The organism is Flavobacterium endophyticum (assembly GCF_003634455.1).
Taxonomy (GTDB): domain Bacteria; phylum Bacteroidota; class Bacteroidia; order Flavobacteriales; family Flavobacteriaceae; genus Flavobacterium; species Flavobacterium endophyticum.
In genome coordinates, this window is record NZ_RBLC01000002.1 from 282,634 (window position 1) to 308,982 (window position 26,349).

Here is a 26,349-nt window from a genome sequence, read left to right on the forward strand (position 1 = left end):
CATGAAACTTTGGGAAAAAGGAATACCGACAGACCAGAAAATCGATATTTTCACAGTCGGAAATGACAGAGAATTAGACTTGGTTCTAGCAAAATATGATGTTTTGGGCTCAATCGCTCACGCTAAAATGTTACATAAAATAAACATCCTTACTGAAAAAGAAGCAACTGATTTGGTACTGACTTTAGAAGATATCTTAGCTCAAATCCAACTTGGAAATTTTACGATTGAAGATACTTTCGAAGATATACATTCAAAAATTGAATATCTTTTAACTGAAAAACTAGGCGACACTGGAAAGAAAATCCATACCGCACGTTCCAGAAACGATCAGGTTTTAGTTGATATTCATCTTTATCTGAAAGATGAAATTTCCGAAATCAAAAAACTGGCAAAAGAACTTTTTGACCTATTAATTTTATTAAGCAGAAAATACGAAAATATCATACTCCCTGGATACACGCATATGCAAATCGCCATGCCTTCTTCCTTTGGAATGTGGCTTTCTGCTTATGCCGAAATCGTAATCGACGATATAATATTTCTGAATGCAGCACAAAAAATCGTTGACCAAAATCCGTTGGGTTCAGCCGCAGGTTACGGAAGTTCTTTTCCTATTGACAGAAGTTTTACTACTCAAGAATTAGAATTTGCTACATTGAAATACAATTCAGTTGCTGCACAAATGAGTCGTGGAAAATCAGAAAAAACGGTAGCGTTTGCCATGGCTGGCTTGGCTTCAACCTTATCTAAATTAGCCATGGATATTTGTTTGTATATGAGCCAGAATTTCAATTTTATCAGCCTTCCAAACCATTTGACAACAGGTTCGAGTATCATGCCGCATAAGAAGAATCCTGATGTTTTTGAATTGATCAGAGCAAAATGCAATAAGATACAGGCGTTGCCATATGAAATTACGCTATTGACAAACAACTTGCCAAGCGGCTATCACAGGGATTTCCAATTGTTGAAAGAAGGACTTTTTCCAGCAATACAAAGCTTGAAATCGTGTTTGGAAATTGCTTGTTTCTCAATAAAAGACATCCAAGTCAATGAAACTATTTTGGACGATAAAAAATACAATTACCTTTTTACGGTCGACAGCCTGAACGAATTAGTAAAGCAAGGAATTCCGTTTAGAGATGGTTATAAAATTATTGCAGAACAGATTGAAAACGGAAACTACAAACCTTCAAAAGAAACTTTGCATACGCACGAAGGAAGCATCAACAATTTATGTTTGGACAAGATTGTCTCAAAAATGGCCGAATTGGCCTAAATTCAAGCCACAGAATAAACTTACTCTGTGGCTTTTTTATTTTAGATCTTGCTTTTCAAAGCTTCAGCATCAATTTCACTATGGGAAACATCATAAACAGACTGTCCGTTTTTAATCAACAACAGCTGTGGCGATTGATGGATTACGTGAAAACGTTGTGCAATTTCGTTTGAAACATCTCTATGATTTAATAAATCAAGGAAATAAAGCGAAGCACTATTTTCATCCGAGTATTCCCTTTCAAAATTTTTCAATGCCATCCTGCTGATACTGCAGCGCGTGCTGTGCTTAAAAATCACAATCGGCTTTTCTTCCGATTCTTCCACGATCGAGTCCAACTGTTTTAATTCTGTTAAAGCATTCCAGTTTAAGCTATTTTGATTCGTATCTTTAGATTCCGATTCATCAGAATTACCAAAAAGGTTAGTAAAAAAACTCATATCGTCAGTTTTTAAGACTTTTTGTCTTATTTAGTTTGTAAAAAATTATCTTTTTAAGCCATTTTGTCAGATTTACCCTATTGGAATATAAATTGAAATGACTTTATCAAATTTAAAAATTTAATCTATGAACTTTAATAATTTTACCATAAAATCTCAAGAAGCTATCCAAAGAGCACAACAAATTGCTCAAAACTCTGGACATCAGCAGATTGAAAACGAGCATATCGTAAAAGCAATTTTTGAAGTTGATGAAAACGTAACGCCGTTTCTGCTTAAAAAGCTGAATGTAAATATTGGACTTCTGCAGCAGATTTTGGACAGTACGTTGCAATCCTTTCCAAAAGTCTCAGGTGGCGACATCATGTTGTCCAGAGAAGCTTCGAATACCTTAAACGCGGCTACCTCTATTGCAAAAAAGATGAATGATGAATTCGTTTCTATCGAACATCTTCTTCTTGCCGTCTTTAATTCAAAAAGTAAGATTGCCCAAATTTTAAAAGATCAAGGCGTTACTGAAAAAGGATTAAAAGCGGCTATTGACGAACTCCGCAAAGGAGAAAGAGTAACTTCGGCTTCTGCTGAAGAAACCTACAACTCATTAAACAAATACGCCAAAAATCTAAACGAACTGGCTAGTAACGGAAAACTCGATCCTGTAATTGGAAGAGACGAAGAAATCCGCCGTGTTTTGCAGATATTAACGAGAAGAACAAAAAACAACCCGATGCTTGTCGGCGAACCTGGTGTTGGTAAAACTGCAATAGCAGAAGGTCTAGCGCACCGAATCGTAGACGGCGACGTTCCGGAAAATCTAAAAGATAAAATCGTTTATTCGTTGGATATGGGAGCCTTGATTGCCGGAGCAAAATACAAAGGAGAATTTGAGGAAAGGCTAAAATCGGTCGTAAAAGAAGTCACTTCTGCTGAAGGCGATATCGTATTGTTTATCGATGAAATCCATACTTTGGTTGGAGCTGGCGGCGGTGAAGGCGCTATGGATGCGGCTAATATTTTGAAACCTGCTTTGGCTCGTGGAGAATTAAGAGCGATTGGAGCCACGACTTTAGACGAATATCAAAAATATTTTGAGAAAGACAAAGCGTTAGAAAGACGTTTCCAAAAGGTCATGGTCGATGAACCGGATATCGAAAGTGCGATTTCTATCCTACGTGGTATCAAAGAAAAATACGAAACACATCATCAGGTACGCATCAAAGACGAGGCTATTATTGCTGCTGTAGAATTATCTCAACGCTACATTACCAATCGTTTTTTGCCGGATAAAGCCATCGACTTGATGGATGAAGCGGCTTCGAAACTTCGTATGGAAATCAACTCGAAACCAGAAGAATTGGATGTGTTGGACAGAAAGATCATGCAGCTCGAAATCGAAATGGAAGCCATTAAACGCGAAAATGACGATAACAAACTGAAAAGTCTCGGTTTAGAATTGGCAAATTTAAAAGAAGAACGCAACGAGATTTTTGCCAAATGGAAAAGCGAGAAAGATATTGTTGACAACGTCCAAGCCACAAAAACCGAAATCGAGAACTTTAAGCTGGAAGCTGAAAAAGCAGAACGCGAAGGCGATTATGGAAAAGTAGCCGAATTACGCTACGGAAAAATAAAAGAAGCGCAGGAAAGATTGGATGTTTTCCAAAAACAATTGCAGGAAAATGAAGGACATTCTTTAATCAAAGAAGAAGTCACTCGCGAAGATATTGCTGAGGTTGTAGCCAAATGGACTGGAATTCCGGTAATGAAAATGCTTCAAGGAGAAAGAGAAAAATTACTTCATCTGGAAGAAGAACTTCATAAAAGAGTCGTTGGTCAAGAAGAAGCAATTGAAGCTGTAAGCGATGCTGTTAGAAGAAGCCGTGCCGGACTTCAAGATGTCAAAAAACCAATCGGTTCGTTTTTATTCTTAGGAACGACTGGTGTCGGAAAAACAGAATTAGCAAAAGCACTTGCTACTTATTTATTCGACGATGAAAATGCCATGACTCGAATCGACATGAGCGAATATCAGGAAAGACATAGCGTGAGCCGTTTGGTTGGAGCACCTCCAGGATATGTAGGTTATGATGAAGGCGGCCAATTAACAGAAGCCGTTCGAAGAAAACCCTATTCTGTAGTATTGCTTGATGAGATTGAAAAAGCACATCCTGATACCTTCAACATTCTGCTTCAGGTCTTGGATGAAGGACGATTGACAGACAATAAAGGGCGCTTGGCAGATTTCAAAAACACGATTATCATCATGACTTCCAATATGGGAAGCTCGATTATCCAAGAGAAATTCGAGAATCTCAAAGGAAATGTGGAAAGCGCAATCGAAGCCGCAAAAGTAGAAGTCTTAGGTTTATTAAAACAAACGGTGCGTCCTGAATTCATCAATAGGATTGACGATATCGTAATGTTTACGCCACTAAACGAAAGCAATATCAAAGAGATTGTAGGACTTCAGTTGAAATCGGTTACTAAAATGCTGGCTCTACAGAATATCACGCTTGATGCGACTCCAGAAGCAATCGACTATCTCTCTAAAAAAGGATACGATCCGCAATTTGGCGCAAGGCCTGTAAAAAGGGTCGTGCAAAAAGAAGTCTTAAACGAACTTTCGAAAGAAATACTTTCAGGAAGAATCACAACAGACAGTATTATTCTTTTGGATAGCTTTGACGGAAAGCTAGTATTCAGAAACCAAACCGAATTGGTAAACGAATAATCTTAAAATAGTTTAAATGAAAAAGCCTAATCAATAATATTGATTAGGCTTTTTTGCTGAGAACATCTTTCGTAATTAGCGAATGGTTCTCTGCGGATGATGATAATACTGCCTTATTGTTCGGATTCCATAATGTCTTTTTCTTCCGAAATTTCTCCTTCTTCTGAAATAATCCATAATGCAATATCCATTTACAATAAAAGAACAAATAAAAAGCAATATAAAACCTCCTTTGAGCGATAGGCTGACCATATCTGTCGAGTCATCGGCAAATCTTCCAGGAAGCGCGTATCCTGAAATTAGAAGTCCAACTGTCGAGATGGCAAAGGTTATGCGTTTCATATTAAATGCGGTTAAATTAAGTTTGAGGCAATTCTAATTCAAATTAAACAGCAGCTCTCAAATACTCATATTCAAATTCTTCATGGTGGTCATACGCCACTTCAAGAATATCTATTTCGTTGTAGGCTACTTCACCGTCAGTGTCCTCTATGATAGAGATACCCAAAACCTCGAAAGGTCTTTCAATTTGCATATTATTACTAACGATATATTCCATCGCCAGTTCGTCAAAGTTTTTAGGATGCAATACAAGCATTACACTATCAGTTAATTCATTTTCAATGATAAATTCTTTGATGCTTAATAAAGTGATTAGATTTTTCATAATGCTACATTTGGTTAGATTAGTAATTATTCTTGGTTGGTTTCTTACAAATTTGGCTTTTTAAATTTACAAATACCATTACTAAGTATTAAATTTTACGCAATAAATTATTAAAATAGTGTTAAAAACATCAAAAAAACCTTGCTTTTTATACTATAAAATTTATGTTTATACAATTACCATTTTTAACAATTCTGGCAAGGGAAGTTTTGGAAAAAAAAGTGATAAAATCAGGCTTTAAAATTCTTATAAAAAAGATCTTTTTAGTAAAAAATTATTTGAACCTTTGACTACAAGAAAAATGTTAAAATATTGCGATCCAATTTTCTGATAGTATTCTAGTTTTCAATTGGAAAGAAAAAGACTGCAAAAGAAATGATGTTAAATAGAAAACTTTAAAAGCAACCTTTTCGATTTTATTCATCTTTAAGAAAAACAATTTAAAAAATTTTATCTATGAAAAAGTTTGCATTAAAAACAATGGCTTTAGTTTTATTCGTTTCAACAGCTCTTACATCATGTAGCAGTGATGACGATTCAGGAAGCTCACAAACCACAGAAAAAGAATTTGTTACGGCCGTAACCGGACCTACAACAGGAACTGTTAATCAAGAAGTGACTCTAAATGTAACTTTCGCGGTTAACAATTCATGTGGCGAATTCAATAAATTTATTGTAGCTACAAGCGGCAACACTAAAACAATTGAGGTTGAAGCGAAATACACTGGGAATAACTGTGGAACTACTCCGTCAACTAAAACGCAGCCGTACAAATTTACTGTCAACCAAGCAGGAACTTACGTATTTAAGTTCAAGAAAAGCGCTACAGAATTTATTACCCAGACAGTGGTTATATCCTAATTCGCTTTATTAAAGCTTTATCAAACACCGGCTCTATGCTGGTGTTTTTGTTTTATTTTTGTTTTAAATTATACAAAAATGAATATTACCCTTACAAACGATACACTAACTGCGACAATCAATACCAAAGGAGCTGAATTAATTTCGCTAAAAAAAGACAGCAAGGAATTTATTTGGGAAGGAAATCCTGAATTTTGGGGAAAGCACTCTCCTATTCTCTTTCCAATTGTTGGGACTCTTAAGAACAATAGCTACAATTATAATGGTAAGCAATACCATCTTTCCAGACATGGGTTTGCTAGGGATAATGATTTTATTGTGAGCGAGGTTACTGAAAATAAGGCGGTATTTTCTTTATCATCTTCGAAAGAAACACTAGAAAACTATCCTTTTGATTTTGAACTGAGAGTAATTTATATCCTTGATAACGATTCGTTGATACTACAATATGAAGTTTTCAATAAAGGAATATCAAAAATGCCTTTTTCTATCGGGGGCCATCCAGCTTTTGCGCTTCCGAATAACTTTGAAAACTATTCTTTGCGATTTGAAAATGACGAATCAATCATAAGCTACTCATTAAAAGAAGATTTGCTCTCGGAGGAAACAACTACTTTTGAGCTGACTGAAAATCAGCTTCCGCTTGCCTATTCTTTATTTGCAAACGACGCTTTGATTATCAAGAAACTTGCTTCCGACAAAATCCAAATCCTTGAAAATAATGTTCCAAAAGTAGAAATACAGTTAGGAAAATTTCCAAATCTTGGGCTATGGACAAAGGACAAAGCTCCTTTTTTATGTATCGAGCCTTGGTATGGTTATTCCGACACTATTGCAAGCACGGGTGACTTATTCAAAAAAGAAGGAATTATCATCCTCAATGAAAAAGAGGCCTTTGAAACTTCTTTCGGAATCAAAATCTTTTAATGTTTTTTAGTCAAATTAAATTTAGTTAACAAAGTCGTACAAATCATTATCATCGTTACATTTGCAAAAAAATTCCGATTACAGTAAAATGAAAAAATACCTGTCCCTCTTCTTTCTGCTAAGTGTTTCCCTTTCATACAGCCAGACTTACGTCAAATTTAATGGAGCTACAGCTTTAGCGCTAATCCCGAATATTGGTATTGAAACAAGCATTGGCAAAAAAATAACCCTGCAGGTGGATGCTACTGCTTCTTTTTGGGAATCTGTAAACGGAGCTCCGTTCAAAGCCTTCATACTAACTCCTGAAGTGAGGTATCATTTTAATGAAAAAAATAACGGATTGTATGTTGGCGGTAATATTAGCGGAGGCGTATTCGAGTTACAAAAATATGGTTACAAGGATACCGATTTTTACCAAAAAGGTTTAAACTATATGTTGGGAGTCACTATTGGCTATCAATGGAAAGTGAGCGATAAATGGGCGCTGGATTTATTTGTAGGTGGCGGGCATCAAGAGGCATTTTATAAAGGTTATTTACTATCCACTGGAGAACGTTATGATACTTGGGTTCATGATTACAACAAAAGCGGCGAATGGATTTTATATCGAGGCGGCCTTATGATTGCGTATAAAATAAACTAATATACTATTTGAAAGATTATTCTGTTATATTTGATATACAATAGACAGATATATCATGACAGAATTTGAGAAACAGTTTCAGGAAATCAAAAGTTTCTTGGATTTTGAAGATTATTCACTGCTCACCAAAAGAATAATCGACCTAACGCTGGATACCGAAAATATTTCCTTTTATCAAAAGACCAATGATTTATTAGATTGGTTGGATCAGAATGAAAATAATATTGAGGCAAAGAAACAGCGTTTTAGCTTACTGCTTGACGAGCTCCACCAATATTTGAGTAGCAAGCCAATACCTGAAAAACAAATTCTTGTTTCTGCAAAAAACATCAAAAAGTCATACAATACTGCAAGTTTTTCGCTTGGTCCTATTAATTTGGATTTAAGCCAAGGAGAAATTCTCGGCTTGGTTGGTGAAAATGGTAACGGAAAAACAACCCTCTTGCGTCTCCTTTGCGGCGAATTATTCGCTACAGATGGGGAATTAAACTACACGTTTCACTTCAAAGATCTATTCGAGCTAAGAACCCAGCTAGTTTATATCCCGCAAAGAACTGCTACTTGGTACGGTTCGATGTTTGAAAACCTTCAATTTACGGCATCAAGCTATGGCTATAAACCTGAAGAAAACAAGCTTGTCGTAGAATTAATTATTGCCAGGCTAAATCTAAGGAAATACAGAAATCATCGCTGGAAAGACCTATCCTCTGGATATAAAATGCGTTTTGAATTGGCAAGAATGCTTTTGAGGAAACCAAAAATATTGCTTATTGATGAGCCTTTGGCCAATCTTGACATCCTTGCCCAGCAAACCGTTTTAGAGGATTTTAAAGCTATTGCAAAATCGCCATTCCGTCCAATTGGAATTGTACTGAGCTCTCAGCAGCTGTATGAAGTAGAAAAAACTTCCGACCAGGTGATTTTCTTAAAAAATGGGGAACAGAAAAACCTTCACGCTAAATCTTCGGCTGAAAATGAAGAAAAAACTGAAGAACACCTTATCATTGAGTTCGAAAGCGAATGGTCACAGAACCAATTGAACGAGGCATTTTCTGGAAAATTAATTTCTCTTAAATTTAATGGAGGTACTTTTATAGCAACGTTTTCTTCTGAAATGAGCTCGTATGACTTCTTAAGAATAATTACAGAAAAACAGATTCCGCTCCAGTATTTCAGAAATATTTCAAAATCAACCCGAAGATTTTTCGTTTCCTAAACTTATCACTATGTTTAAAAATATACAACAAAAATTGCTGCTCAATCATCCGTTACTTTGGAACAGCAAGGTTATAGTTTTCGCTACACTGGCGCTATTTTTCCATATTATATTTTTTCTTTTGGGATTTTCAAAAGGAGAAATCGATTTTACAGATTCTAATAATTATTATAGCTACGGAACTGACAGCTTCACTACAATATCCGTAAGCGTCTTGATAACCATACTTATGTTTATCATCTGGCTCGTCTATTATTCCCGCAACAATGCGTTCAAGTCTTTTTATCCTAAAAATAAATTATCGCTATTTAAGGAATGGCTCTTGATACTTTTGTTTTGTACCTTGAATGCAACATATGCTGTTTCGTTTTTTTATGCAAAAGACCTCAGAGCCAGAAATTATTATTCGGAAGAAGAAATCAGCAAACGTTTAGAAACCATAACACTTTCTTCGCTGTTTGTTGAAGGCGCTTTTAAAGAAAGTAACTTTACAATAGAAGAAATAAATGGCAAAAGCGTTCGTGTAGAAAGAGATTCCTTTAAATATGCCAATAGAAATTATTCTTTAAAATCACTTCTAAATAAGCAGATTCGGAGCTTTAATTACTTTACAGGCCTAAAAGATTCATTGATAGAACTCAAAGCCAAACGATGGCTCGTAGAAAACAAAAAAGATTCCGTACAATGGCTGTTCGGAGAGTTTTTCAAATTATCGAAAGAACATAACCTTACTTCAAATATTACTCCTGAAAAGTGGACGGAACTGATTTATGATTATCCTGAATTCACAAAGTATATTACTGTAGGGAGAACACATACCGAAAACGATCCGATTTACAATTATTATGATGGCGTAGACAACAATTATGATTATGCTGTAGAAACTGTCGATTCTCCTGAAAATGCAGCTATTGATACCTTATCAAAGACTATAAAAATTGTTAACGGACAAGAATTTGTATATTCAAAATATTATGTCCCATATAACGCATTGGCAAAATCTTATGGCAAGATTTCAAATGCTTATGAAAACCCTGATGTTGATTTTGACTTTATCTTGAGCTTCATTTATCTTTCCATCGGCTTGTCCTTGGCTGTTTTTTCATTTAAGGTTACTTCTGGAAAAAATTGGCTGATTGCTTTTGTTTCGCTTGGGGTAGTCGGGATCATTACTGGTATATTTTCTGTAATCATAGGCGGTTCTGTTACTTTTCCTATCATTTGTATGTTAGTATTTTTATCGCTACTGCTCCATTTTGTGATTATTCTAAAAATAAAAGAAAGCAAAGGAATATCCGGAATAACCTTGAGTCAAATTTTATGGATCATGCCAGGATTTATACCCTTGTTGTATTTTCTTGTATTTGAGATTATCAAGGAAACAAGTGGGTACAATGATTATGTATACATATACAACTCAAAAGCGAAACAATTTCCACAAGTAGAATGGATGGAGCAACATTTTCATGACGCCATCACTTTAAATATTCTTTTTGTCTTTATCTTTTTACTGATAATCTCGATTCAGATAAAAAAGTGGAAAGGAATTGCAGAAGCTTAAACTATTTCGGAAATTTTGGAAGGGTCTTGATATATAAATTTTCAACTTTAGTCCTGGCCCAATCGGTCTTTCTTAAAAAGGTAAGACTTGACTTAATGCTCGGATTTTCAGTAAAGCATTTGATTTTTATTAATTCGCCCAAAGTATCGAATCCATAGAAATCTACTAGCTGCTCCAACATCTTCTGAAGCGTAATTCCGTGAAGCGGATTGTTTTGTTGTTTATTTTCCATATTGCAAAAATAAGCAATTGGAAAATTAGTTTAATTTTATATGAAAAATGATGAAAAAATTCTGCCTTATAGCAATCCTGACGATTATGCAACAGCTTTCAGCTCAAAATAAGGAAACTACTGTCTTCTTGATCAGGCATGCTGAAAAGGCAGACAATTCGAGCAATCCTGAACTTTCTCAAGCCGGAATAGAACGAGCTCTAAATTGGGCGAAATACTTTGAAAAAACACCTATTGACGTTTTTTATACGACTATGTATCGAAGAACACAGCAAACATGTTCTGCTATTGCCACAACAAAACAAAAAGATATTATTTTTTATAAACCTGAAGCAATGGATTTAAAAAAGATAATTTCTGAAAACGAAGGCAAGACAATTGTAATAGTGGGGCACAGCAATACAATTCCAAACTATATTAACAAGCTCCTAGGAGAACAAAAATATTCCGATATACCTGAATCAGATTTTGAAAATCTTTATGTCATTAAAGCCAATAACACTAAAATAACCTCAGAATTGATATTTCCTTTAAATTAATCCAAATGCTACAATTTGATTTCTCTCCTTTTCCTGTTTTGGAAACCGAAAACCTTATATTAAGAAAAATCCGTCTAGAAGATGCGCTTGAGGTTTTAGATATACGATCTAATCCAGAAACCATGAAGTACATCCCAAGACCTTTAGCAAAAACTATTGAGGATGCTGAAAAATTTATAAACGAAACCAATCAGGCAATTGACAATAAAGAGCTCATAAATTGGGCAATTGCTTTGAAAGAAGGCGATAAGCTTATCGGAATGATTGGTTTTTTCAGAATGCAACCTGAAAACTTCAGAGGTGAAGTCGGCTATATATTACACCCGAATTCACATGGAAAAGGAATTATGAAAGAAGCGCTTATAGAAGCAATAAAGTACGGTTTTGAAAAAATGAAATTACATTCTATTGAAGCAGTAATTGATCCAAGAAATATAGGTTCTGAAAAATTATTGCAGAAAACCGGCTTTTTAAAAGAAGCGCACTTTCGAGAAAACTTTTATTATGATGGGGAATTCCAAGATACTGTAATTTATTCTCTTTTGAAAAAATAAGAATCCTCTTTAGTAACTTCTTGGATTATTTTACATAACAATTTCTTAAGCTTAATTGTGGTTTCCTCCAAATGTTGCTACATTTGCATTCCTATGTTGAAAACAATTAATATACTGAACAAAAGAGCCCGTTTCGATTATGAAATAATTGAAAAATATACGGCGGGAATAGTCTTGACCGGAACAGAAATCAAATCTATCCGCTTAGGAAAGGCCAATATTACCGAAAGCTTCTGTGAGTTTAACAATGATGAGCTTTTTGCTATAAATATGTATATCGAAGAATATGCGTTCGGTAACCAGTTTAATCATAAAGCACGAAGCGAAAGAAAATTACTTCTCAATAAAAGAGAACTGAAAACACTCGCAAAAAACGTACAAGCAAAAGGATTAACCATAGTACCTTTAAAACTGTTTACAAACGAAAAAGGAATGGCAAAACTCGATATTGGACTAGCACGAGGGAAAAAAACCTATGATAAAAGAGAATCTCTCAAAGAACAAGACACTAAAAGAGATTTGGACAGAATAAAAAAATCATTTCAATAAATGATTTTTTTTATTTAAGAATAAATGACTAAATTTGTCAAGACAAAATATTTCAAAATGAAAACACTTCTTAAAAAAGCACGAGAAACAAAGAACCTGAAAGTCCGGGAAGTGTCACAGCAAACAGGAATTGATCAGGCTCTTATAAGCAAATTTGAAACAGGAACCAGAAAACCCACGCGAGATCAAATACTCAAACTAGCCAATGTTTTAAAAATTGATTTAGAAACACTAATGGTCGCCTGGCTGAAAGAAAAAATCCTTTATGAGATTGGAAATGATGAATTTGCCTTAAAAGCCATGAAAGTTGCAGAAGAAGAGATTCGTTATCAGGTAAAGTCAACACAAAAGATTTCAAGCTCGCTTCAAAAGATTCTTGCAGAAATAGATGCCTTAAAATCAAAATTAGATACTTTTCGAGAATTTGACAGTTATAGAATTACACAGGCTCTAGAACTTGAATACACTTTTGAGAGCAATAGAATCGAAGGAAACACACTAACCTTAAGAGAAACAGACCTCGTTATAAACGAAGGATTAACCGTTTCAGGAAAAAGCATGCGCGAACATCTTGAAGCCATCAACCATCAAGAAGCTATTGCCTACATAAAACAATTGATGGAAAAAAATGCCCTTTTAAACGAAAGGGAAATTTTAAGTATTCACAACCTAATCTTGAGAGGAATACATCCAGAAGATGCAGGGCGCTACAGAAAAGTTCAAGTGATGATAAAAGGCAGCACGCATATGCCGCCACAACCTTATATGGTAGCAAAACAGATGGAAGACTATTTCATCTGGTATGAAACCAATAAAAATACGCTTCATCCGGTTATTTTAGCAGGAGAAATGCATGAACGGCTCGTTACCATTCATCCTTTTATTGATGGAAACGGAAGAACTTCTCGTTTAGTTATGAATCTAGTCTTGCTTTCACATGGTTATATAATTGCCAATATCAAAGGAGATTATGATAGCAGGATGCAATATTACCAAGCTCTTGAAAAGGCGCAGACAACTTCTAACAAAGAAGATTTTCTTCTTTTTATTGCCCAAATCGAAAAAGAGAGCCTAGAACGATACTTGAGTATTATTGGGCAATAGCATCAATTTTTATTTTCCAACAGAGGCACGAATCGGAATTCCCCGAATTCGTGCTTTTCAAATTGGGTTTCGTTTTTTCGGACTAGCATGGTCATAATTTGATGTTCTTCACCTAAAGGAATGACAAGTTTCCCTCCTATTTTTAATTGTGCCATAAGTGGTTTTGGAATAATCGGAGCGCCAGCCGTTACTATGATACTGTCAAACGGTGCATAATTAGGAAGTCCTTTATAGCCGTCTCCAAAAGACAAATGTTTTGGACGAATGCCTAATTTCGGCAATAACAATGAAGTCGTCTTGAACAATTCATTTTGTCTTTCTACACTATATACTTTAGCACCCATAGTACACAAAACCGCTGTCTGATAGCCCGAACCTGTTCCGATTTCTAAAATTTTATGATCTTTCTGCACTTCTAGTAATTGTGACTGAAAAGCAACCGTGTACGGCTGTGAAATCGTCTGCCCGGCACCAATAGGAAAAGCTTTGTCTTGATACGCATAATCTTCAAAACTTGAATTCAAAAACAAATGTCTTGGAATTTTTTTAATCGCTTCCAGAACGTTTTTATCTGTAATGCCTTTCTGCTGCAGAACAGTTACTAATTGATTTCGAAGTCCTTGATGTTTGGCTGTATCTTTCAAAATTTGGAGGAATTATTTTTGGTAAAAATAAGAAAGTAAAATCTATTTTAATAGCCTTCTTCATTAATGTTTCTGAACAAAAGCTTTACTGAAAATAGCATACAAACTAATCGTTTACCGCTTAAATGGTTTATAAACCGTTCGTCATTTTTCTAAATATTTTACTTCGAAACACTATTACTTTTGAAGTATCAATCACTAAAAAATAAAAAAAATGGACGCTAAAACAAAAAGTACAGTAAAAATTTTGGGAGCATTAGTATTTGGTTTTGCAGTCGGATTTACCGTTGTAAAATACTTTATACTAAACTAACCTTCAATCATCAATCATCAAAAACGAACTTTAACCAACAATCACCAACCATGAAAACAACCACCTTAAAACAAATCGCCATCCTGACAATCGGATTTGCCTTTTCAACAAATTCTTTTGGTCAAAACAAACCAGCTAAAGCTCCTTCTGTTCCTGTAACGGAGGATTATTTCGGAATTAAAATTGAAGACAAATATCGTAATCTGGAAGACCTAAAAAATGAGCAGACACTTTCTTGGATGAAAAGCCAAGCCGATTATACGAATTCTATCCTAAATTCTATTCCAGGGAAACAAAAAATCATTGATGAACTGGCTTCAATTGATAATCGCACAACCGAAAGTATTTCGACTTTGCAAATTATGGACGATGGAACGTATTTCTACCTCAAAACAACTCCAAAAGATCAAGTTGCAAAGCTTTATAAAAGAAATGGTCTAAAAGGAAAAGAAACTCTGATTTTTGACCCAGAAAGCTATCAAAAGAACGGCAAAGATGTTTTTAATGTCAGCACTTTTTCTCCTAACAAAAGCGGAAAATTAATCGCCATAAATATCTCCAAAAATGGAGGCGAAATGAGCGAGATGATCCTTATGAATACAGCCGATAATACAATCTTATCGGACAAAATTGACAAATTAAGATTCGGCGGCGCTAACTGGCTGAAAGACGACAAATCATTTCTTTATATCCAATCGCCTACAGATGATATCCATGATATGAAGGCGCAAATGGACGTAAGAACAAAAGTTCATAGTATAGGGACAGATGTTTCAAAAGACAAACTTGTTTTCTCAAAAGCCATGTATCCTGAATTGAATATTGCAGAAGAAGAAATTCCTTTTGTAGGCTACGATGTTGATAGCGATCTGCTTTTCTTTTCGCCTTATTCGGTAGATACGAATCAAAAAGTATTTCTAGCACAAGGCGCTGATCTAAACAAGCCAAAAATAAGCTGGAAATTATTGACAGACCGGAAAGACGAGGTCAAAGGTTTTGCTTTCAGTAACAAAGATATTTACATGTATACGACTTTAAATGCACCAAAATTTAAGGTTGTAAAAACAAGCATCGCTAATCCGAATTTGGCTACTGCTACGCTTGTAATTCCTGAAAATAACGATTCGAACCTAAACTCTATGGTGCTTTCTAAAGATGGTATCTTTTATACCAGAACCCGAAATGGAATTGAAAGCAAGCTTTATTTTACTGATTTTGAGGGTAAAAAACATAAAGAAATTACAACTCCTAAAAAATCTGCATCAATATTTGTAAGCACCAGAGGAAATAAATTTTCTGATGTCTGGGTAACAACGACGGGATGGACAAATAAAGGAGAAAGATACAGATATGATTTAAAGGCGAATACTTTCAAAAGAGAACAGCTTTCTACGATCATCGAATATCCTGAATTTGAAAACTTTGAAGTTAAAGAACTCATGGTAAAATCTCATGACGGTGTTGAAGTTCCTTTATCTATCATCTACAAAAGGGGCATCAAAAAAGACAAAAACAATCCAGTTTTATTTTACGGTTATGGAGCGTATGGAATGTCAATCACTCCTTCCTTCAATCCAGAATTGCTTTTATGGGTAGAACGTGGCGGCATCTTGGCAGTGGCTCATGTTAGAGGCGGTGGAGAATTAGGCGAAAAATGGCATTTGGCCGGACAAAAAACGACCAAACAAAATACATGGAAAGACGTTATTGCCTGTACAGAATATATGATTAACCAAGGCTATACTAATCCGACAAAAACAGCCATCTACAGCAGAAGCGCGGGAGGAATTTTCGTTGGAAGAGCAATAACAGAAAGACCAGACTTATATGCAGTTGCTATTCCTGGTGTTGGAAGCATGAACACGGTTCGAGGAGAAAATACGCCAAACGGACCAGCCAACATGCCAGAATTTGGAACCATGAAAGTTAAAGAAGAAGCAAAAGCGCTTATCGAAATGGACTCCTACCTGCAATTAAAAGACGGCGTGAAATATCCAGCAACATTAACAACAGCAGGATTTAATGATCCGAGAATCATCGTGTGGTCACCTGCAAAATTCGCGGCCCGATTATTAGAAGCCAATGCTTCAGACAAGCCTACCTTATTGAAAGTAGATTATGAGGCAGGACACTTTGGAGGTGCTTCCAAGTTAAAATCATACGAAGAAATCGCCGATGTATTGAGCTTTGCATTCTGGCAAGTCGGACATCAAGATTTCCAACCAACAAAATAATTTTTAATCTAGTACCTTTGGCGGAGCAACGCTTTGCCAAAGGTATATAATACCTAAAAAAGATGATTTCAATACTATTATACTTAGCGGGCGCGGCACTAGAATGCTTAATGTAACGAACTAATTGATGAAACTAATAAAAAGCAGCAAATACAACCTATTGAACTTTTTAGGCTGGCAATTGTATATTTTCAGCACATTGACTATTAATAAGATTTCTTATCGGGATTTTTCATTCATGAATAAATTCAAGCCTAAAGAATTAAATCTTATATACTACACGTTTCTCGAAGGCTTTATATGTGCAATGTTAGGATTCGTATTATCCTATATCATACTAGTATTTCTTGAAACTAAATTCAATTTGTCTAATCTAAAAAAAAGAGATTGGTGGAATTTATTTCTAGTCTTTGCGCTAGCACAGACCATTTATCACATAGCATTATGGCCATTATTAGACATACCTGCCACCTATTATTTCGGATCAAACAACAACGGCCTCATGACATTGTTTATGAAATTGACAAATGTTCCTCCGTTCACCGTTGCCTTTTTAGTATGGCTATCTATCATACTGGCAATCAAAGTGTACGAATATATAAATGAGGTGAAATTCACAAAAATAGAATTAGAATCATCCCTAAAAGAATCACAGTTGAATTCCCTAAAAGGACAAATTAATCCGCATTTTATGTTTAACAGCTTAAACAATATTCGCGGCTTGATTCTTGAAAACCCAATAAAATCTAGAGAAATGATTACCCGATTATCTGAAATGCTTCGGTATTCCCTGACCAAAAACGACATCAATACGATTGCATTAGAAGAAGAAATCGAAATGGTAGAAAATTTCATCGAGATTTCTAGAATACAACTCGAAGACCGCCTAAAGTTTACTTCTAAAATCGATCCCGGATTACTAAAATTAGAAATTCCGCCCATGATCATACAAATGCTGGTCGAAAACGCAGTAAAACACGGAATATCAAAATTAAAAGAGGGCGGAGAAATTGTATTAGATATCAAACACGAGAACAAAACGCTAGTAATTATAGTAGCCAACACAGGCACATTAACCATCGAAAAAGAATCCACCCAATTAGGGATAAAAAATATTGAAAAAAGACTGCAGTTGATTTATGGAGAAAACGCTAATTTTAAATTACAGGAAATAGAAAATCAAGTAGTTGCAGAAATCAAGATTCCAATTTTTTAAACATGAAAAAGATAAAAGCCGTCATAGTAGAAGATTCGCGTTTAGCCAGAAACGAGCTAAAAGAGTTGATTAAAAATCATCCCGAAATTGAAATTATCGGAGAAGCAGAAAACGTTGATTCAGGCTTCCAGCTTATAAATACTGTACAGCCCGATCTGCTTTTTTTAGACATCAACATGCCCGAAAAAGATGGCTTCGAACTGTTAGAAATGCTCGACAGAGTTCCCATCACCGTATTCACTACTGCTTTTGATGAATATGCAATCAAATCCTTTGAATACAACGCTTTAGATTATCTCTTGAAACCAATCAATCCGAAAAGATTTGCTCGAGCTATCGAAAAAGTAAGCGCCAATCTTATCGAAAAAGAAGAAAAGAACAGCAAGAAGCTTACGCTAAACAACCAGATTTTTTTGAGAGACGGAGAAAAATGTTGGCTCGTAAAAATAGCAGATATCTATCTGTTTGAAGTTGATGGAAATTATACCAAAATCTTTTTCCAAGACGAAAAAGCAATAATCAGCAAGTCCTTAAACCAGATCGAAGAAAAACTCCCAGAAGATTACTTCTTCCGCGCCAATAGAAACCAAATCATCAACATGGAATATATCGGCAAAATCGACCCTTGGTTCAGCGGCAATCTGCTCGTGCACATGCCCAAAGAAACAAAAGTGGAAATCTCTAGGAGACAAACCAATAACTTCAAAGAGAAAATGAGCTTATAATTCACATTAAACTACTTCAAATATTTTATGCGTTTGTAGCTACTTAAACTTTAATCTTTAAACAATTAATGTTATTTTTGTGGAAAATACATTTATATGCTAAAAGTTGGAGTATTAGGTGCTGGCCATCTAGGAAAAATTCATTTGCGTTTATTACAACAATCTGAAAAATACGAATTAGTAGGCTTTTATGATCCCAATCAAGAAAATGCCGAAAAAGTGGCCAAGGAATTTGGCTATACAAAATTCGATACTATTGCAAAACTCATCCATGCTGTAGATGTTGTCGACATTGTAACTCCTACCCTTTCCCATTATAAATGTGCCAAGGTCGCGATAAAATCAGGCAAGCACGTTTTTCTTGAAAAGCCTATTTCCAATACGGTTGAAGAAGCCGAAGAAATCATCGCTTTAGCCAAAGAATTTAACGTAAAAGGTCAAGTCGGGCACGTAGAAAGATTCAATCCCGCGTTTAAAGCAACAAAGGAAATGATCGAAAATCCGATGTTTATCGAGACACACCGTCTAGCGGAATTTAATCCTCGCGGTACCGATGTTCCCGTTGTTTTAGACTTGATGATTCATGATATCGATGCTATCTTGAGCGTTGTGAAATCAAAAGTCAAAAACATAAATGCCAGCGGCGTTTCCGTAATTTCTGACACTCCAGATATTGCCAATGCCCGAATCGAGTTCGAGAACGGCTGTGTTGCTAACTTGACTTCGAGCCGTATTTCCCTGAAAAATATGCGCAAATCGCGCTTCTTCCAAAAAGACGCCTACATCTCTGTAGATTTTCTTGAAAAGAAATGCGAAGTCGTAAAGATGAAAGACGCACCGGAAGTTCCAGGCGATTTCGATATGATACTACAAAATGCCGAAGGCGTAAAAAAACAAATCTATTTTGACAATCCTGATGTAGAAGGAAACAATGCTATCCTCGACGAATTGGAAACTTTTGCCGACGCGATCAACAACAACACGACGCCAATTGTTACTTTGGAAGACGGAACTGAAGCCTTGAGAGTTGCCTATCAAATCATCGACTGCTTCAAAAAATAATATCCAACTAAATTTCAAACCTTTACATAAAAATGAAAAACATAGCCGTAATCGGAGCCGGAACCATGGGTAACGGAATCGCTCACACTTTTGCACAAAGCGGATTTACAGTTAAACTGATAGATGTTTCTGAAAAATCTTTAGACAAAGGAATGGCCACAATCGCCGGAAATTTGGACCGAATGGTTGCGAAAGGAACCATTACTGAAGACGATAAGATGAAAACCATCGGCAATATCATTACCTATACGCATATCAAAGACGGTGTCGTTGGAGTAGATTTAGTGGTTGAAGCCGCTACGGAAAACGTAGAATTGAAACTGAATATTTTCAAGCAATTAAACGATGCTTGCTCACATAATACTATTTTAGCGACAAACACGTCTTCGATTTCTATTACGCAAATCGGTGCGGTTGTTGCACATCCAGAAAGAGTTATCGGAATGCACTTCATGAATCCTGTGCCGATTATGAAACTGGTTGAAATTATTCGTGGCTACAATACTTCGGATGAGGTAACTAAAACCATTATGGATTTGTCCGTAAAACTAGGGAAGGTTCCAGTTGAAGTTAATGACTACCCAGGTTTTGTGGCTAACCGAATCTTGATGCCGATGATTAATGAATCTATCGAAACTCTATACAACGGTGTTGCCGGTGTTTATGAAATCGATACGGTGATGAAATTGGGAATGGCGCATCCAATGGGACCTTTGCAATTAGCCGATTTTATTGGCCTTGACGTTTGTCTTGCTATCTTAAACGTAATGTATGACGGTTTCAAGAATCCAAAATATGCTCCATGTCCGTTATTAGTAAATATGGTTCGTGCTGGAAAATTAGGCGTAAAATCAGGAGAAGGTTTCTATGACTATTCAGAAAGCAAGAAAGCTGAAAAAGTAGCAAAGCAATTTATATAATAGTATAAGGTTTGAAAGTCTTAAAGTCAAAAGTGTCATGCTTTCGACTTTAAGACTTTAAGACTTTTTGACTCAATATGGCAAAAATTATTCCTTTTAAAGCAGTTCGGCCAACACGCGACAAAGTGAGTCTGGTGACGTCACGTTCTTACGATGAATATTCCCCAGCTGAACTGGCCTCGCAATTGGATTTTAATCCGTTTTCGTTTCTCCATGTCCTGAATCCGGCTTATGTAAACCAGCAGAAAATCGGACTTGAAAAAAGGTTCAAGCTTGTTGCCCAGAAATACAATGATTTTAAGGAAGAAGTTGTCCTGATCAAAGAAGAAAAGCCAGTCTTTTTCATTTATGAAATCGAAACAAAAACACAGACTTTCACAGGAATAATTGCCGGAACCAGTATTGAAGATTACCAAAACAATGTCATCAAAAAACATGAAGATACGCTACAATATCGGGTAGAATTATTCAAAGATTATCTTCACAGGACAGGATTTAATACAGAACCCGTTTTGATTACGTATCCTGACAATTCCGAATTAACCAATTGGATTGCAGAAAAAAAGCAAAGCGATTCGCTCTATGAGTTTTCAACAACTAAAAGAGAAAAGCACATTCTCTGGAAAATAGACAACCCAGACGAAATAGTTTGGCTGCAGAAAAAATTTCAAGAAATTGGCGACTTGTATATCGCCGACGGGCATCACCGCTCGGCTTCTGCCGAATTATTATACGAAGAAGATAAAGCTTCTGGTAACGAAAACCTGAATTATTTCATGAGTTTTCTGATAGCCGAAAGCAATGTAAAAATATACGAATACAATCGAATCATACGTGACTTAAACGGACATTCAAAAGAAGAATTTCTTGCCAAATTATCCAACGACTTCTGGATTAAAAATAAAGAACAGGAATTGTGGAAACCGACCAAAAAGTTTGAATTCGGAATGTATCTTGATGGAGAATTCTATTCCCTTATTTTAAAAGATGAGCACAGTTTTTCTTCTGTGTTGGAAAGCCTCGATGCACAGATTTTATATAAAAAAGTGCTCCAACCGATATTAGGTATTGAAGACCTTAGAAACGACGAACGAATAGATTATATCCCTGGAAAACAATCTATTGTTACCATAAAAGAAGTCATTGATGAAGGCGAATTTGAATTGGGCTTCATGCTTTTCCCGACTGATATTTCAGAAATAAAAGAATTGGCCGATAACAATTTGATCATGCCTCCAAAAAGTACGTATATCGATCCGAAGTTTCGAAGCGGATTGGTGGTTTATGAAATATAAAGATTTAAAAATGTCAATAAAAAAGAACCTTCTCGAAATAAAATCTTCGCTTCCTGAAAATGTAACGCTTGTTGCTGTTTCAAAAACAAAGCCAGTTTCCGACCTCATGGAAGCCTACGAAGCCGGACAGCGTATTTTTGGAGAAAACAAGATCCAAGAAATGGCCGAAAAGTTCGAACAAATGCCGAAAGACATTGAATGGCACATGATTGGCCACGTTCAAACGAACAAAGTCAAATTTATGGCATCATTTGTGAGGTTAGTGCATGGCGTTGACAGTTTAAAATTATTAGAGGAAATCAATAAGCAGGCTCTAAAAAACAATAGAGTTATTGATTGCCTATTGCAGATTCATATTGCCGAAGAAGAAACAAAATTCGGGCTAAACGAAACAGAACTAAATGATTTGCTGCAATCGGAAATTTTTAAAAAGTTACAAAATATAAAAATTACAGGATTGATGGGCATGGCAACATTCACAGACAATCAAGAACAAATCAAGAAAGAATTTCTGCATTTGAAATCGATTTTTAATAGCCTAGCTCCAACTCAAAAATCAGAAAACTGCAATCTAAAAACACTTTCCATGGGAATGTCTGGCGATTATCAGCTGGCAATCGATTGCGGAAGCACAATGGTTCGGATTGGAAGTAGTATCTTTGGAACACGCTAATTTAAATGGCTTGCACGATTGTGGGCTATCATAATAAACTTAAATCAGAATTTGTACGCAATATTAGACATAGAAACAACTGGAGGCCAGTATAATGAAGAAGGAATTACCGAAATTGCTATCTATAAATTTGACGGACACGAAATTGTAGACCAATTCATCAGCCTTGTCAATCCTGAAAAAACAATTCAGCCTTTTGTAGTGAAATTGACAGGCATTAACAATGCCATGCTTCACAGCGCTCCAAAGTTTTATGAGGTTGCCAAACGAATTATAGAAATAACAGAAGACTGCGTTATTGTAGCCCACAATGCACAATTTGACTACCGAATTCTTCGTACAGAATTTTCACGCCTTGGCTATGATTTTCAGCGTAAAAATCTATGTACGGTAGAATTATCAAAAAAACTAATTCCTGAACAGCCTTCCTACAGCTTAGGAAAATTAGTGCGTGCGCTCGGGATTCCTATGGCCGACAGACACCGTGCTTCTGGCGATGCTTTAGCAACCGTAAAGCTTTTCAAAATGCTATTGGCTAAAGATCTTGAAAAAGAAATCGTCAAAAGCTTTATCAAAACAGAAGTCGAAAAAGGACTTGCGCCCAAACTTCTAGATATCGTATCAGGACTTCCTTCTACAACAGGAATTTACTATGTCCATAAAGAAAATGGCGACCTGATTTATATCGGGAAAAGCCGAAATATCAAAAAACGCGTCAACCAGCATTTTACGAACGGGTCCACCAAATCAAAAAAAATACAGCTTGAGGTTTTTGACGTCACTTACGAAGAAACTGGAAGCGAATTGATTGCGCTTTTAAAAGAAGCCGAAGAAATTAAAGTCAATAAGCCAAAATACAATCGATCGCTGAAAAAAACCATTTTTCCATGGTCGTTGTATCTTGAAAAAGACACAGAAGGCTATCTCTCTTTAAAAATGCAAAAGACCGATGCCCGAAAGAAAGAGCTGGCTTCGTTTGCGAGCCATGCCGAAGCACAGAGCGCTTTATTTAAGATTACTGATAACTATAGGCTCTGTCAGAAGATTAACAGTCTTGAGGCCGTAAAAACACATTGTTTTCCTTTCGAGCTTAATCAATGCAACGGTGCCTGCATCGGAAAAGAATCTCCTGAAGAATACAACCGTCGTGTTGAAGATTTTTTCGAAAATAACGAATATCAGAATCAGAATATGATTATCATCGATCGAGGAAGAAATATCCAAGAAAGAAGCGCCGTATTGATTGAAAATGGTACTTTCAAGGGTTATGCTTTCTTCGATTTGAACTATCAGGTGAATAATATCGAAATTTTGAAAAACATCATCATCCCGATGGACAGCAATCGCGATTCTAAAAATATAATTTTAAGCTATCTCCGAAAAAAGAAAGTCTTCAAAACCCTATCTTTTTAAGACTTTTAGTAAATTTGATATAATCCGATAAAAACCTAATTTGGAAGTCACTAGAATAGAAAGAATTAGAAAAAAACTTCATGAAATTATTTATGAGGCCGACACTCCTTTTGGAAAACTCTTCGATGTTATTCTGCTTCTGCTTATTATCGTAAGCATTATTTCTGTAATGCTTGAAAGCGTGGCGTCGATACGATTTTTATACGGAACTGAACTCGCAATCATTGAGTGGATTATTACGGGTTTCTTCACCTTGGAATACATCGGAAGAATAATTGCAGTCAAGCGTCCGCTCAAATATATCTTCAGTTTCTATGGAATTATAGACCTTCTGGCAACCTTGCCTGCCTATATTGACCTGCTTTTCCCTGGATGGCATTTCTTAGTTTCACTTAGAGCAGTAAGGCTATTGCGGGTCTTCCGAATCCTAAAGCTTGCCCACTTTGTCGGCGCATCCAACCAATTAGTTGTTGCCCTAAAGAAAAGCCGTCTGAAAATTGCCGTTTTTCTGTTCAGTGTAATCGTATTGTGTATCATTTTAGGAACGATTATGTATATGATCGAAGGTCCTGAACATGGATTTACAAGTATTCCAATGAGTATTTACTGGACTATCGTTACACTTACGACTGTTGGTTTTGGCGATATAACTCCTGCAACACCTTTCGGCCAGTTTGTTTCGATGATCATCATGATTTTGGGTTACGGAATTATTGCCGTTCCTACAGGATTGGTTACCGCAGAATTTATGTCCAAGGACAGAAAAGTACACGAAAACACTCAGGTCTGCCCTAACTGCAGCGCCGACCACCATAGGGACGATGCAAAATTTTGCTATCATTGCGGACATACTTTATGAAATATCTAATTACCATCATCGGACCCACAGCAATCGGCAAAACGGCTTTGAGCATCAAGCTGGCAAAACAATTCAATTGCGAAATCATTTCGTGCGATTCGCGACAGTTTTTCAAAGAAATGATAATTGGTACCGCCGTTCCTTCAAAAGAAGAACTAAGCTCAGCTCCGCATCATTTCATACAGAATAAATCGATTTTTGAAAACTATACGGTAGGCGATTTTGAACGAGAGGCCATTGACAAACTAGACAAGCTATATAAAACCAACGACTATGCAATTTTGGTCGGCGGATCTGGCTTGTATGTGGATGCTATACTGAAAGGTTTTGACAGTTTCCCTGAAATTGACCCAACTGTCCGAGAAGAAATTATTTCGAGCTATGAAAAACTAGGCATCGGTTATCTGCAGCAAGAACTGGAAAGACTTGACAAAGCCTATTTCGATACGATTTCGAATGAAAATCCGCAGACATTGCAAAATCCACAAAGGATGATGCGTTTTGTCGAAGTCTGCATCGGAACTGGAAAACCGTATTCTTCTTTTTTGAATCGTAAAAAAAATAACCGAAATTTCATTCCAATCATCATCGGACTGGAAGCGGAAAGGCACGAAATGTATGAGCGTATCAACCTTCGCGTAGACTTGATGATACAGGCTGGTTTGGTACAAGAAGCCAAAAAACTCTACCCGAACAAAAACTTGAATGCCTTACAGACGGTAGGCTATAGGGAACTATTCAGTTATTTTGACGGAGATTTTAGTCTTGATTTTGCCATCGAGGAAATCAAAAAAAATACTCGCAGATTTGCAAAACGCCAGATGACGTGGTTCAAAAGAACAGAAAACGCAAAATGGTTTGATTACAAAACGGATTTTGAAGACATCTTAAACTATATAAAGAATTCTATTTCTTGATAATAATACCCAATTAAAATGCCAATAGCTTCGAATTTCACTTCTATTTTCAGCAAAGACTGGGAACTCAATTTTACGCAATGCACTCCAAACGGTTATTTAAAATATACTGACTTGTGCAACATATTGCAATTGACAGCTGGCGATCATGCTGAAATTGGAGGCATTAGTTTTACAGACATGCAGGAATTTCATCAAGCTTGGGTATTGAGCCGAATGAAGCTTGAAATCGAGTCGTTGCCTAAATGGAAAGATGTCGTAACCGTAAAAACTTGGATCATTTCTTTAGAAAATTCACGCTCGGTGAGAGCTTTAGAAATGTATGTTGGTGGAAAGAAAATTATAGGGTGCGAAACGTATTGGGCTGTTTTCAATACAAAGTTGCGCAGGCCTGAACCTTTAGCGCTTCCGCACGAGCATTTCGAAAAATATGCTACAAAATTTTCAACAGAAGAAAGAGTTAAAAAAATAGACCTTCCAAAGTACATGAAAAATGCCAGCGAAAGAAAAGTAGTTCTTTCTGATTTGGATATCGTTAACCATGTCAATAACGTAAAATATCTTGAATGGTGCCTGGATTTGGTCAATTTTAAATCCATATTGAAGCAGGACTTAAAAAGTTTCGACATGAACTTTATGAAGGAACTGGTTCTTGGTGATGAGGTTTCAATACAAGAAGCCTCATTAGACAATAAATCTATTTATTCGATAGCAAAAGAAGGCAAAACTTGCTTTGCTTTAGAATTAAACTGGAAATAAAAAGTCAAAAAAA

The 26,349-nt window shown here is 36.0% G+C and carries 27 protein-coding genes; 22 read left to right on the forward strand and 5 right to left on the reverse strand.

Going from position 1 to position 26,349, the window contains the following annotated elements; translation table 11 throughout:
- Position 1: 1 nt before the first annotated feature.
- A complete protein-coding gene (gene argH / locus CLV94_RS10895) occupies positions 2-1,282 on the forward strand; it encodes an argininosuccinate lyase (RefSeq protein WP_121376516.1) in 1,281 nt (426 codons plus the stop codon).
- 41 nt (positions 1,283-1,323) lie between these two features.
- Here the strand turns inward: argH and ytxJ are convergent, their stop codons facing one another.
- The gene (gene ytxJ / locus CLV94_RS10900) at positions 1,324-1,722 is read right to left on the reverse strand and encodes a bacillithiol system redox-active protein YtxJ (protein WP_121376517.1); all 399 of its coding nucleotides are present in this window, start codon (positions 1,720-1,722) and stop codon (positions 1,324-1,326) included.
- 127 nt (positions 1,723-1,849) lie between these two features.
- On the opposite strand from ytxJ, the gene clpB reads away from it, so the two are divergent.
- A complete protein-coding gene (gene clpB / locus CLV94_RS10905; RefSeq protein ID WP_121376518.1) occupies positions 1,850-4,453 on the forward strand; it encodes an ATP-dependent chaperone ClpB in 2,604 nt (867 codons plus the stop codon).
- Positions 4,454-4,528: 75 nt separating this feature from the next.
- Here the strand turns inward: clpB and CLV94_RS10910 are convergent, their stop codons facing one another.
- Entirely contained in the window at positions 4,529-4,795 is a 267-nt protein-coding gene (locus tag CLV94_RS10910) for a hypothetical protein (RefSeq protein ID WP_121376519.1), read from the reverse strand.
- A gap of 43 nt (positions 4,796-4,838) precedes the next feature.
- Positions 4,839-5,120: a hypothetical protein gene (locus tag CLV94_RS10915; protein WP_121376520.1), complete on the reverse strand. Its 282-nt coding sequence runs from the start codon at positions 5,118-5,120 to the stop codon at positions 4,839-4,841.
- Positions 5,121-5,576: 456 nt separating this feature from the next.
- Here CLV94_RS10915 and CLV94_RS10920 point away from each other — a divergent pair, with 456 nt between their 5' ends.
- The 5 genes from CLV94_RS10920 (at position 5,577) to CLV94_RS10940 (ending at position 10,328) form a co-directional block, all read left to right on the forward strand.
- A complete protein-coding gene (locus tag CLV94_RS10920; RefSeq protein WP_147406619.1) occupies positions 5,577-5,981 on the forward strand; it encodes a hypothetical protein in 405 nt (134 codons plus the stop codon).
- Between the two features lie 78 nt (positions 5,982-6,059).
- A complete protein-coding gene (locus CLV94_RS10925; RefSeq protein WP_121376522.1) occupies positions 6,060-6,908 on the forward strand; it encodes an aldose 1-epimerase family protein in 849 nt (282 codons plus the stop codon).
- Between the two features lie 88 nt (positions 6,909-6,996).
- Positions 6,997-7,551: a DUF3575 domain-containing protein gene (locus CLV94_RS10930; protein ID WP_121376523.1), complete on the forward strand. Its 555-nt coding sequence runs from the start codon at positions 6,997-6,999 to the stop codon at positions 7,549-7,551.
- Between the two features lie 55 nt (positions 7,552-7,606).
- On the forward strand, positions 7,607-8,767 hold the full coding sequence (locus tag CLV94_RS10935; protein WP_121376524.1) for an ABC transporter ATP-binding protein: 1,161 nt from the start codon (positions 7,607-7,609) through the stop codon (positions 8,765-8,767).
- Positions 8,768-8,777: 10 nt separating this feature from the next.
- Positions 8,778-10,328 carry a hypothetical protein gene (locus CLV94_RS10940; RefSeq protein ID WP_121376525.1) on the forward strand — a complete coding sequence of 517 codons (1,551 nt, stop codon included), beginning with the start codon at positions 8,778-8,780 and terminating at the stop codon, positions 10,326-10,328.
- A gap of 1 nt (position 10,329) precedes the next feature.
- Here the strand turns inward: CLV94_RS10940 and CLV94_RS10945 are convergent, their stop codons facing one another.
- Positions 10,330-10,560 (reverse strand): VF530 family protein, encoded by a 231-nt coding sequence (locus CLV94_RS10945; RefSeq protein ID WP_121376526.1) that lies wholly within the window; start codon positions 10,558-10,560, stop codon positions 10,330-10,332.
- 47 nt (positions 10,561-10,607) lie between these two features.
- Between CLV94_RS10945 and CLV94_RS10950 the strand changes: the two genes are divergently transcribed.
- From CLV94_RS10950 to CLV94_RS10965, 4 genes are all read left to right on the forward strand, one after another.
- Positions 10,608-11,099: a SixA phosphatase family protein gene (locus tag CLV94_RS10950; RefSeq protein ID WP_121376527.1), complete on the forward strand. Its 492-nt coding sequence runs from the start codon at positions 10,608-10,610 to the stop codon at positions 11,097-11,099.
- Between the two features lie 5 nt (positions 11,100-11,104).
- On the forward strand, positions 11,105-11,653 hold the full coding sequence (locus tag CLV94_RS10955) for a GNAT family N-acetyltransferase (RefSeq protein ID WP_121376528.1): 549 nt from the start codon (positions 11,105-11,107) through the stop codon (positions 11,651-11,653).
- A gap of 93 nt (positions 11,654-11,746) precedes the next feature.
- Positions 11,747-12,202 (forward strand): SsrA-binding protein SmpB, encoded by a 456-nt coding sequence (smpB, locus tag CLV94_RS10960; RefSeq protein WP_121376529.1) that lies wholly within the window; start codon positions 11,747-11,749, stop codon positions 12,200-12,202.
- Positions 12,203-12,259: 57 nt separating this feature from the next.
- On the forward strand, positions 12,260-13,306 hold the full coding sequence (locus CLV94_RS10965) for a Fic family protein (RefSeq protein ID WP_121376630.1): 1,047 nt from the start codon (positions 12,260-12,262) through the stop codon (positions 13,304-13,306).
- 2 nt (positions 13,307-13,308) lie between these two features.
- On the opposite strand, the gene CLV94_RS10970 is transcribed toward CLV94_RS10965, so the two are convergent.
- Positions 13,309-13,950, reverse strand: a complete 642-nt coding sequence (locus CLV94_RS10970) for a protein-L-isoaspartate(D-aspartate) O-methyltransferase (protein ID WP_121376530.1) — start codon at positions 13,948-13,950, stop codon at positions 13,309-13,311.
- A gap of 363 nt (positions 13,951-14,313) precedes the next feature.
- Between CLV94_RS10970 and CLV94_RS10975 the strand changes: the two genes are divergently transcribed.
- From CLV94_RS10975 to CLV94_RS11025, 11 genes are all read left to right on the forward strand, one after another.
- Positions 14,314-16,497 (forward strand): prolyl oligopeptidase family serine peptidase, encoded by a 2,184-nt coding sequence (locus CLV94_RS10975; protein ID WP_121376531.1) that lies wholly within the window; start codon positions 14,314-14,316, stop codon positions 16,495-16,497.
- 127 nt (positions 16,498-16,624) lie between these two features.
- A complete protein-coding gene (locus CLV94_RS10980; protein ID WP_121376532.1) occupies positions 16,625-17,713 on the forward strand; it encodes a sensor histidine kinase in 1,089 nt (362 codons plus the stop codon).
- Between the two features lie 2 nt (positions 17,714-17,715).
- Positions 17,716-18,438, forward strand: a complete 723-nt coding sequence (locus tag CLV94_RS10985; RefSeq protein WP_121376533.1) for a LytR/AlgR family response regulator transcription factor — start codon at positions 17,716-17,718, stop codon at positions 18,436-18,438.
- 96 nt (positions 18,439-18,534) lie between these two features.
- Positions 18,535-19,500, forward strand: coding sequence for a Gfo/Idh/MocA family protein (locus CLV94_RS10990; protein WP_121376534.1), 966 nt, complete (start codon positions 18,535-18,537; stop codon positions 19,498-19,500).
- A gap of 32 nt (positions 19,501-19,532) precedes the next feature.
- Positions 19,533-20,420, forward strand: a complete 888-nt coding sequence (locus tag CLV94_RS10995; protein ID WP_121376535.1) for a 3-hydroxybutyryl-CoA dehydrogenase — start codon at positions 19,533-19,535, stop codon at positions 20,418-20,420.
- Between the two features lie 77 nt (positions 20,421-20,497).
- Positions 20,498-21,715: a DUF1015 domain-containing protein gene (locus CLV94_RS11000; protein WP_121376536.1), complete on the forward strand. Its 1,218-nt coding sequence runs from the start codon at positions 20,498-20,500 to the stop codon at positions 21,713-21,715.
- Between the two features lie 10 nt (positions 21,716-21,725).
- On the forward strand, positions 21,726-22,388 hold the full coding sequence (locus CLV94_RS11005; protein WP_121376631.1) for a YggS family pyridoxal phosphate-dependent enzyme: 663 nt from the start codon (positions 21,726-21,728) through the stop codon (positions 22,386-22,388).
- Positions 22,389-22,439: 51 nt separating this feature from the next.
- Positions 22,440-23,801, forward strand: coding sequence for an exonuclease domain-containing protein (locus CLV94_RS11010; RefSeq protein WP_121376632.1), 1,362 nt, complete (start codon positions 22,440-22,442; stop codon positions 23,799-23,801).
- A gap of 40 nt (positions 23,802-23,841) precedes the next feature.
- Positions 23,842-24,660, forward strand: coding sequence for an ion transporter (locus CLV94_RS11015; protein ID WP_245982539.1), 819 nt, complete (start codon positions 23,842-23,844; stop codon positions 24,658-24,660).
- A complete protein-coding gene (miaA, locus tag CLV94_RS11020; protein ID WP_121376537.1) occupies positions 24,657-25,577 on the forward strand; it encodes a tRNA (adenosine(37)-N6)-dimethylallyltransferase MiaA in 921 nt (306 codons plus the stop codon). Before CLV94_RS11015 ends, miaA begins: the two co-directional genes overlap by 4 nt.
- An 18-nt stretch (positions 25,578-25,595) precedes the next feature.
- Entirely contained in the window at positions 25,596-26,336 is a 741-nt protein-coding gene (locus tag CLV94_RS11025) for an acyl-[acyl-carrier-protein] thioesterase (RefSeq protein WP_121376538.1), read from the forward strand.
- Positions 26,337-26,349 lie beyond the last annotated feature (13 nt).